The sequence below is a fragment of the Micromonospora sp. NPDC005220 genome (assembly GCF_040607895.1).
GTDB lineage: Bacteria > Actinomycetota > Actinomycetes > Mycobacteriales > Micromonosporaceae > Micromonospora.
The window spans coordinates 1,606-10,351 of the sequence record NZ_JBEXHP010000156.1 but is presented as its reverse complement, the minus strand read 5'-3'; the positions used below and the strand labels follow the sequence as shown (position 1 = coordinate 10,351).

The 8,746-nt window shown below is 68.3% G+C and carries 8 protein-coding genes and 3 tRNA genes; 10 read left to right on the top strand and 1 reads right to left on the bottom strand.

Annotated elements, in window-relative coordinates; all coding sequences use genetic code 11:
- Positions 1–288: 288 nt before the first annotated feature.
- A complete protein-coding gene (locus ABZU52_RS30215; RefSeq protein WP_354974343.1) occupies positions 289–591 on the top strand; it encodes a VOC family protein in 303 nt (100 codons plus the stop codon).
- Positions 592–1,144: 553 nt separating this feature from the next.
- On the opposite strand, the gene ABZU52_RS30210 is transcribed toward ABZU52_RS30215, so the two are convergent.
- A complete protein-coding gene (locus tag ABZU52_RS30210; RefSeq protein WP_354974342.1) occupies positions 1,145–2,056 on the bottom strand; it encodes a hypothetical protein in 912 nt (303 codons plus the stop codon).
- Between the two features lie 941 nt (positions 2,057–2,997).
- On the opposite strand from ABZU52_RS30210, the gene ABZU52_RS30205 reads away from it, so the two are divergent.
- The 9 genes from ABZU52_RS30205 (at position 2,998) to nusG (ending at position 8,627) form a co-directional block, all read left to right on the top strand.
- The gene (locus ABZU52_RS30205; RefSeq protein ID WP_354974341.1) at positions 2,998–5,526 is read left to right on the top strand and encodes an EAL domain-containing protein; all 2,529 of its coding nucleotides are present in this window, start codon (positions 2,998–3,000) and stop codon (positions 5,524–5,526) included.
- A 93-nt stretch (positions 5,527–5,619) separates the two neighbouring features.
- Positions 5,620–5,692: transfer RNA gene (locus ABZU52_RS30200), tRNA-Thr, on the top strand.
- A 24-nt stretch (positions 5,693–5,716) separates the two neighbouring features.
- A tRNA-Met gene (locus tag ABZU52_RS30195) sits at positions 5,717–5,789 on the top strand.
- A 133-nt stretch (positions 5,790–5,922) separates the two neighbouring features.
- Positions 5,923–6,090, top strand: coding sequence for a 50S ribosomal protein L33 (gene rpmG, locus ABZU52_RS30190; RefSeq protein WP_341717669.1), 168 nt, complete (start codon positions 5,923–5,925; stop codon positions 6,088–6,090).
- Positions 6,091–6,219: 129 nt separating this feature from the next.
- Positions 6,220–6,666, top strand: coding sequence for a MaoC family dehydratase N-terminal domain-containing protein (locus ABZU52_RS30185; protein ID WP_354974340.1), 447 nt, complete (start codon positions 6,220–6,222; stop codon positions 6,664–6,666).
- 1 nt (position 6,667) lies between these two features.
- Entirely contained in the window at positions 6,668–7,060 is a 393-nt protein-coding gene (locus ABZU52_RS30180) for a MaoC family dehydratase (RefSeq protein ID WP_354974339.1), read from the top strand.
- A gap of 129 nt (positions 7,061–7,189) precedes the next feature.
- Positions 7,190–7,262, top strand: a tRNA-Trp gene (locus tag ABZU52_RS30175).
- 214 nt (positions 7,263–7,476) lie between these two features.
- Positions 7,477–7,866: a preprotein translocase subunit SecE gene (gene secE / locus ABZU52_RS30170; protein WP_354974338.1), complete on the top strand. Its 390-nt coding sequence runs from the start codon at positions 7,477–7,479 to the stop codon at positions 7,864–7,866.
- 38 nt (positions 7,867–7,904) lie between these two features.
- Positions 7,905–8,627, top strand: coding sequence for a transcription termination/antitermination protein NusG (gene nusG, locus ABZU52_RS30165; protein WP_112584800.1), 723 nt, complete (start codon positions 7,905–7,907; stop codon positions 8,625–8,627).
- Positions 8,628–8,746: the final 119 nt, after the last annotated feature.

Below are 8,746 nucleotides of genomic sequence, written 5' to 3'. Positions count from 1 at the left end.
TGTCGATGTCAGCAGTCACGAGCAGACAACGACACCCTTCCCTATGCGGTACGACCACCGCCTCACCAGCTCAGATTTGGGACTCAGTCATCTAGAGGTCGCGAGACACCGTCAGTTTGGAAGAGCGTGCTCAACCGTTCGTGATTCCCGAAACGCCTACGGTCGGCGGCTGACCCGGTTGCGTCTCGTGCCCGCTCGTGACCGCTGCGTGCCGCGGTTACTGGCCCACGGATGGCCCGGGCCGGAATGTCGTTGACGGGCAGTGGACTCGGACCTAACGTCCGCTCGATGACTTACCAGTTTCATCACATCACGCTGCGCGTCAGCGACTTGGAACGTTCTCGCCGCTTCTATGAGGGAGTCCTGGGGCTGCGGGTGGATCAAGACTTTCCGGGTGAGAAGCTGCGGTTCAGGCTGGGGGGCACCTCAACCAGCCTTGTGCTTCACCCGGCCCTGCCTGGCACGCCTTCCGGTGACCGCTTCACCGAAGCGCGCATCGGCCTGGACCACATCGCCATCGGCGTGGCCGTGGGTGAAGTCGCACGTCTCGCCGATGTGCTGGCGGCGAACGAGGTCCAAACAGTGGAGTGAAGGCGGACTCAAAGGGTCCAGTCATGATCGTCTTCCGCGACCCGGACAACATCCAGTGGGAGCTGTTCGAGGAGTTGTAATCCGCGATTAGCGGCTGGCATCGCGAGCTGGGCCGATCTCTGAGGAGGGCCGGGGTTCGGGGCGGAGCCTCGAGGTCTTAAGTCTTGTGTCCCGTCAACGTGGCCGGCCGGCCGGCCCGGCCGATGCCGGGCCGGAGGTCGCCAGCAGGCCGGGGCCGGGAGCAACGCCAGTAGTAGGCAGTTGGTGGACGGCGACGTGGACTGCCGGAGCGCCAGGGGAGAAACGAGTCAAGATCACGGGCGTCCGGTAAATCGGCAAAGCTTCAGGGGGTGGAGTCTTCTACCCGCCACCAGGCGCAAAGAGCGACCCCTGAGCAGCGCGAACGCCAGTCAGGGTCGCTCTCCAGTTTTCGCTCTGACCTGCGCAAATAAGCTGGCCGTGCCACATCCGGCGCGTCGGTGGTCCGTGTCCCTCAGGGCGCGGATTAGCCGCACGGGCCACGGCGACCCGTCGCCGCCCGGGACCGGCCCTGTCAGCGCGGGTGGTAGGTGACCGCTCTGGCACCCGAGTCCGTGCGGATCGACGCGGCGATGCGGCCACGGTCATCAAGGTCGACGACCTCGCCGTACGTGCTGATCCCGGCGACGCTGAGGTCGTGCAGGACGCCGCGTCGCCACAGCGCCGGGCGGGCGCTTCTGTCGCTGGCCTGGGAGATAGCCAGGATCTCGCCGTGGTTGTTGATCGCCCGCAGTTCGGTGTAACTGCCGCCGAGGGTGCCGACGTCCAGGGCGCGGCCGCGCCGCCAGAGGATGCCGCGCGGGAACTGATCGGCTGAGAACTGCCAGCCGATCACCCAGCCGTGATCGTTGAGGGCGTACGTGTTGCTGCGGTTGAAGGGGCCGGCGCCGAGGTCGGTGACTCGGCCGCTGTGCCACCGGGTGGCGTGGTAGCCGTCCGGCGGCATGAAGACCCCGCCCGAGACCTGGCCGTGCTCGTTGACGTCGGACACGTCGCTGAGAGGCAGGGGCCGGGCTCGGCCGTTCGTCCAGAGGATGGGGCCGGCGTCGGTCTGGCCGACGACCTGACCACGGTCATTGATCGCCACGGGCCGGGCGGACGGGCCCAGTGGCCGCAGGACGCCGTGGTCCCAGACGTACCCGCCGGAGCCGTCGTCGGGGTAGCCGACGACCTGGCCGCGGTCGTTGACGTCGGTCGGGGTGAAGGCACCGAGATCGGTCATGCGGCCGTGGTGCCAGAGGAACCCACGCCAGGTGCCGCCGGCGGCCTGGGCGCGACCGACCACGTCACCCCGGTCGTTCATGGCGCTGGCGAAGCTGCTGTCGCCGCCGAGGGTGCCGAGGTCCACCATGCGATAGCTGGCCCGGGCGCCGGACGCGGCGGCGGCGTTGGGCGCGAGGGTGGGTGCGGCCGTCAAGGTAGCCACGAGGAGAGCGGTGGCGAGGGGGGATGGCATGGGACGGCTCCCTTCGGAGCGTCGCCGGGCGAACCGTCCGCTCAGCGTAGGCGCGTCCCGTCGCTCCGTCAGGGTGCCGTCACATGGCTGACAGCCTTGCCGTCCTGCCGCGCACGCGCACGTGCCGGGGAGGTGCGGACCGGGCGCGGGCCATCGGGTACGCCGCGATGCCAAGCGCGCGGCCAATGATCAAGCAGCCTGGTCTCCGGCGATTCGCGTTTCGGTCCGGGCGGCGACCGCACTCCACGGTCGCCCCGTTGGGCGGGGGGGAGACCCTCGTCGTGAATCCTCCCGAGCCGACATCGCGCATCGGAAAGGATGCGTCGAGGTACTGGCGCGTTCACGAAGACCAGGTATGGTGGTCGATGGCTGGCGTAGAGCGCAGGCATGGGCGCACCTCTTCGAGTCATCACTTAGAGTGACCGACAGGTCAGATTTGGCAGCTCCGTTGTGGCTGCGCCGAATTGCGTTGAAGGTCGTATTCAACGCTGTGTGAAGCGGTGATCTGCCCCGCAGGCTCGTGATCTGGCCCAGTGTGATGAGGGCGGTGGGCCGAACGGCGGGAAGTCACAGACGGTGGGGTCAGTCAGGGCCGCCCCTACTACTATGGCTGCCCGCACTGTGGCACGATCGTGGAATCTCCACTACCCCCACGACACTTTCCGACAGGAGCAATCATGTCTGGTCGTAGGTTGGGCCGGCTGTTTGGCTCACTTTTCGTTCTGGCCGCACTCTGGGGCGGCATTGGCGGTGTCGACCTCACTGATATTCCGCAGGGCGGTGCGCAGACTGCGGACGTCATCTGGCAGTAAACTCGGCGCCCCGGGCCTGTCACCGAACCTGTCCGGGGTTGCCGTGCGCCACTGGCGGGACGGTGCGTGGGCGGCGAGGTGTCGAGTCGAAGGAGCGCCATGATCGGTAACGGTCAACGTCGGCGCAGGTCCTCCGAGGATGCCTGGATCATCACCGCACCTCTCGCCTTGATCGCGGTCGCCTGCGCGACGATCACCGGGCTGGTCGCGGACAAGCCGTTCGGCCACTGGCCACAAGCGGCACTCTTCCTCGTTCTCATGATCGCGGCGGGGTTGCCGCTGCTCAGCCTGATCGTCCGGCGGCAGACAATCGGTGTCACGCTCACCGAGCTGCCGCTGGTTCTCGCGCTCTGCTTCCTGCCGCCGCTGACGGTGGCGCTCATCTACACGCTGACCTCGCTCATCACCCACACGCGGCAGCGGCTGTCGGCGCCGAAGATCTGGTTCAACGTCGCGCGGGCCGCCGCGGGTACGTCACTGGCGGCGTTGGTTCTCCAGGCTCTGCCGCCGATCAAAGGGGTCGGCCCGCTCACCTGGATCAGCGTCTTCGCCGCTGTCGGCATCGTGCTCCTGGTCAGCATCACGAGCGTGGCCGCGGTGCACACGCTGCTGCACGGCTGGCAGACCGGGCGGGGAGCGTTACGCACCACCAAGCCGGCGATGCTCACGGCAGCGATCAACGTGGCTGTCGGCCTGATCGTGGTGATCCTGGTGCGGAGCACCTGGTGGTCGCTGATCCTGCTCGCCGCGCTCGGCGCCGGGCTCGTCCTGGTCTACCGGTCGTACGCCCAGTTCTTCCGGCAGCACCGCACCCTCAAGGATTTGTACGATCTGACCGGCGCGGTGGTCGAGAGTGGTCAGAGCGGCACCCTGGCCGACGCTCTGCTTGGCCGCGTTCGGGCCCTGATGCAGGCGGAGTACGCAACGCTCTGGCTTCCGGCTCAGGGGCGGCACCCGGAGACGTTGTTGACCGCCCGGGTGGACGATCCCGGCCTGCTCGACCTGGCGCACACTCCGTCGACGATCCGGGAGCGGGTGCGCGACATTCGCCGCACCGTCGCCGTGGGCCGCCGGGTGACCACCGATGGTGAGTTCCGCGCCGATCTCGCTGAGCGGCGGATCAAGGACATCGTGGTGGTGCCGCTGCGGTCCGGTCAGGTGGTCATCGGGACTCTCGAGGTGGCCAACCGGCTCGGCGACGGCAACCACTTCACGCCTGCGGACATCGCCGTCTTCGAGACGGTGGCCGCGCACGCGGCGGTGGCTCTGGAAAACAACCGGTTGGTCGACCAACTGCGGCACGACGCCTACCACGATGGGCTGACCAAGCTGCCCAACCGACGGCGGATCACTGCCGCGTTGACCGAATCGGTCAAGATTCGCGCGCCGGGCGAGGTGGTGGCGCTGCTGCTCTTCGACGTGGACGGTCTGCGCCAGGTCAACGAGTCGCTCGGCCACGCGGCGGGGGACAAGGTCCTCGCCGAGGTCGCCAACCGGTTGCGGGCCAACGCGCCGTCGTCGGCGCTGGTCGGCCGCGCGAGCGGCGACGAGTTCCTGGTGACGTTGCGGTTGGAGAGCGCCGACGCGGCACTTGAGCTGGCCAGCCAGTTGCGTGAACAGATCCGCGACGAGATGGTCTTCGACGCGCTCACCCTCGACGTGAACACCGCCGTCGGGGTGGCCGTACACCCGGATCACGGCAGCGACGCGGCGACCCTGCTGCTCCGGGTCGACCTCGCCGCCACCGCGGCCAAGTCGGTGCCGGGCAGCGTGCAGCTGTTCAACCCCGCGCTGGAGTCCCGTTCACTGCGCCGGCTGGGTCTCGCCGGCGACCTGCGCCAGGCACTCGACAAGGACGAGTTGGAGGTCTACTTCCAGCCGAAGGTGACTCTGCGGGACCGGCGCCTGGTCGGTGTCGAGTGTCTGGCCCGGTGGGAGCACCCGGCGCACGGCACTGTCGCTCCCGAGGACTTCGTGGCGGTGGCCGAGCACACCGGCCAGTTGAGCCGGCTCACCGAGGTGGTGCTCCGGGAGGGCCTCCGCCGCAGTCGGGACTGGGCGCTGGCCGACCAGCCGCTGCCCATCGCGGTCAATCTCTCGGCCCGTACGCTCATCGACCAGCACTTCCCTGACCGGGTCCAGGAGCTGTTGACCGAGTACAAGGTGCCGGCGCAGCGGCTGACCCTGGAGATCACCGAGTCGGGGGTGCTGGACGGCACGGACCGACCCATCCCCACCCTGCAACGGCTGCGGGATCTCGGCGTGCGGCTGTCGGTGGACGACTTCGGCACCGGCGACTCGTCCCTGGCGCACCTGCGCCGGCTGCCGGTGCACGAGGTGAAGGTGGACCGCTCCTTCGTGCAGGGCATGGCGACCGATCCGGGGGACCTGGCGATCGTCAACGCGGTGGTGACCCTCTCCCAGCAGTTCGGCCTGGCCGTGGTGGCCGAGGGGGTGGAGAGTGAGCTGACCCTGGAGCTGCTCCAGGACATCGGCTGTGAGATCGGGCAGGGCTTCCTGTTCAGCCGGCCGCTGCCGTACGAGCGGTTGGCTGCCTGGTTCGGCGCCCAGGTCGAGCCGGAGACGATCTCCAACGGGGAGCTGCCGCGCCTGCGTGTCGTGCCCTGAGCAGGGCGCAGACGATCACCGGGGATCCGATTTCACCTGTCGAGCCGGGCCGTGTACTCTTACTCCTGCGCGCCCCACGGGGAGATCGCGCAGGCCCCCTTAGCTCAGTCGGCAGAGCGTCTCCATGGTAAGGAGAAGGTCTACGGTTCGATTCCGTAAGGGGGCTCGAGGGTTCAGCTGGACCCATCGCAGCGGTGTAGCTCAGATGGTAGAGCAAGCGGCTCATAATCGCTGTGTCGCCGGTTCAAGTCCGGCCACCGCTACTCTCGTCTTCCGGGCTCGTTGCCGGTGGTCGTAAGAAATGGGCGCTTCCGGCGCCCACTTTGCATGTCCGCGCTGTCAGCGTCTAGGCTGGCGCGTCGTAGTTGTTTCCGTTAGCGAGGAAGGCACTCCGCCGTGGCGAAGGCTACCGATGTCCGGCCGAAGATCACTTTGGCGTGTGTGGAGTGCAAGGAGCGCAACTACATCACGCGCAAGAACCGGCGCAACGACCCCGACCGCATCGAGATGAAGAAGTTCTGCCCGCGCGACGGTCGGCACACGGTCCACCGCGAGACCCGCTGATCGCGGGCCGGCCATTGGCCGGCCGCTGTCGAGGCTTTCTTTCCCATCGCCGATCTGACCGGTTTGGTGCGGCTCCGCCGCCGCCTACCGATCAGGTCGGCGATTGGGCTTTCCGTGTAGGTTCGCGGCATGCCTCTGGACCCTTCCTTTGTCGGCCGGACCTATCCGCCGACCGCCCCCTACCAGGTGGGCCGAGAAAAGATCCGCGAGTTCGCCAGCGCCATCGGCTCCACCGAGCCGGCCCACCACGACCCGGAGGCCGCGCGGGCGCTGGGCCACCCGGACGTGGTCGCTCCGCCGACCTTCCCGGTGATCGTGACGATGGCCGCGAGCCGCCAGATCATCGAGGACCCGGCCCTGGGTGTCGACTACAGCCGCCTGGTGCACGGTGACCAGCGGTTCGCGTACACCCGGCCGGTGGTCGCCGGCGACGAGCTGGTCTGCACCAACACCATCGAGGACGTCAGCACCAGGGGTGGGCACGGCTTCCTGACCACGCGCACCGATGTGAGCACCGTCGGCGGGGAACCGGTGGTCGCCGTCTGGGCCAGGTATGTCATCCGCGGGGAGGTCTGAGATGGAGTTGCCAGCACAGACGTTTCAGGTGACCCGTGCTGACCTGGTCCGCTACGCCGGCGCCTCGGGCGACTTCAACCCGATCCATTGGAGCGACCGGGTCGCCACAAAGGTGGGCCTGCCCGGGGTGATCGCCCACGGCATGTTCACCATGGCGCTGGTCGGCCGGGCGGTCACCGAGTGGGCCGGGTCGCCGGACGCGGTGGTCGAGTACGGCGTGCGTTTCACCCGGCCGGTGGTGGTCCCGGACGACGAGCAGGGGACCGAGATCGAGGTCACCGCGCGGGTCCGCGAGGTGACCGAGGACGGTCTCACCCGGCTTGAGGTGACCGCCACCTGCTTGGGCGAGAAGGTGCTGTCGCAGGCCCGGGCAACCATCCGGACGGCACGCTGAACCGACCCCGCCACGCGTGGCGGAGAGACCGGTTGGGAAAGTCGGGCGGCTACCCGTACACTGGTCCGCCGTGGGGCAAGTGACCCCTGCTCGGTCGTCTGTGGCCGCGTGGGGCGAGTGTTGCCGCATAGGGGTGTAGCTCAATTGGCAGAGCAGCGGTCTCCAAAACCGCAGGCTGCAGGTTCAAGTCCTGTCACCCCTGCGCCTCAGGCCTGACCGTTCCCGTGGGTCGCGCCGCCAGCTTGGCGGCGTCCGGCCCGTGGTGGTGGCATCGGCGGGGTGGTTCCGAGGCAATCGGGCCCTCCCTGGTGATCCACCGGCCGCGGCCCGTCGCGGGACGGTTGGGTCCGGCCGGCGTGACCAGCGCCGCGTACGCCACTCGGCGTGCGACCCCAGATTCCGCGACGGAGGGCGAAGTGGCCGACAACAAGCGGCGCGACGACGACGGCGACGATCGTCTGGACGACGAGGTCGTCGACGACGTGGCCGACGACGACGCCTCCGGCGCGGACGAGCCGGTTTCCCGGGGAGGCACCGCCACGCGGTCGCGTGCCCGGGCGGAGTCGGCGGACAGCCGGCCGACCACCCGGTCGGAAACGAGCCGGGTGGGCGTGTTCGGCCGGATCGCCCGGTTCTTCCGCGAGGTCGTGGCCGAACTGCGTAAAGTCATCTGGCCGACCCGCAAGGAGTTGCTGACCTACACCGCCGTGGTGGTGGCGTTCGTCGCGGTGATGCTGACGATCGTGGGTGTGCTGGACTTCGGCTTCGCCAAGGTCGTGTTGTTTGTCTTTGGCAACTCGGACTGACCGGCTGCCTCCAGCCATAGTGACGGAAGTGAGCGAGCGTGCCTGAGTACGACGAGACCGCCGGACCGGTGGACGAGCAGTCCACGGTCGCGACGGCGGCTGGTGACGAGTCGGTTGAGGCCGCCAGCGAGCCGGAGTTCCCAACGACCGAGCCGGCACCGGACGAGGACTACGACCCCGTCGCGGAGCTGCGGCAGAAGCTGCGCTACGCGCCGGGTGACTGGTACGTGGTGCACTCGTACGCCGGCTACGAGAACAAGGTCAAGACCAACCTCGAGACCCGGATCACGAGCCTCGACATGGAGGACTTCATCTACCAGGTCGAGGTGCCGACCCGGGAAGAGGTCGAGGTCAAGAACGGTAAGCGTTCGCAAATCCAGGCCAAGGTCTTCCCGGGCTACATCCTGGTCCGGATGGAGTTGACCGCCGAGTCCTACTCCTGTGTCCGGAACACCCCGGGTGTGACCGGCTTCGTCGGCGCTACCGACCGGGCCGACCGGCCCGCTCCGCTCTCGCTCGACGAGGTGCTGAAGTGGCTGGCGCCGGCGGTCGAGACCGAGCAGAAGAAGGCGAAGCCGGAGATCAAGGTCCTCGACTTCGAGGTGGGTGACTCCGTCACCGTCACCGACGGCGCGTTCGCGTCGCTGCCGGCCACGATCAGCGAGATCAACGCGGACCAGCAGAAGCTCAAGGTGTTGGTGTCGATCTTCGGTCGGGAGACTCCGGTGGAGCTCAACTTCAACCAGGTCGCCAAGATCTGATTGGTCGTCGGCGGCGGGCCGGGCCCGCCCGCGCCGGCGGGGGACGCGCTCGCGCGCGGACGCCGCGGACCAGTGGGCTGCGGCCAGCGCTACGCTTGAAAGTAGCCCCAGTCGCAACG

What these genes read in the sequence shown, in the direction of transcription:
- ABZU52_RS30180 (WP_354974339.1), top strand. Translation starts at nt 6,668, where the DNA reads ATGGAGTTGCCAGCACAGACGTTTCAGGTGACCCGTGCTGACCTGGTC.
- ABZU52_RS30215 (WP_354974343.1), top strand. Translation starts at nt 289, where the DNA reads ATGACTTACCAGTTTCATCACATCACGCTGCGCGTCAGCGACTTGGAA.
- ABZU52_RS30205 (WP_354974341.1), top strand. Translation starts at nt 2,998, where the DNA reads ATGATCGGTAACGGTCAACGTCGGCGCAGGTCCTCCGAGGATGCCTGG.
- ABZU52_RS30185 (WP_354974340.1), top strand. Translation starts at nt 6,220, where the DNA reads ATGCCTCTGGACCCTTCCTTTGTCGGCCGGACCTATCCGCCGACCGCC.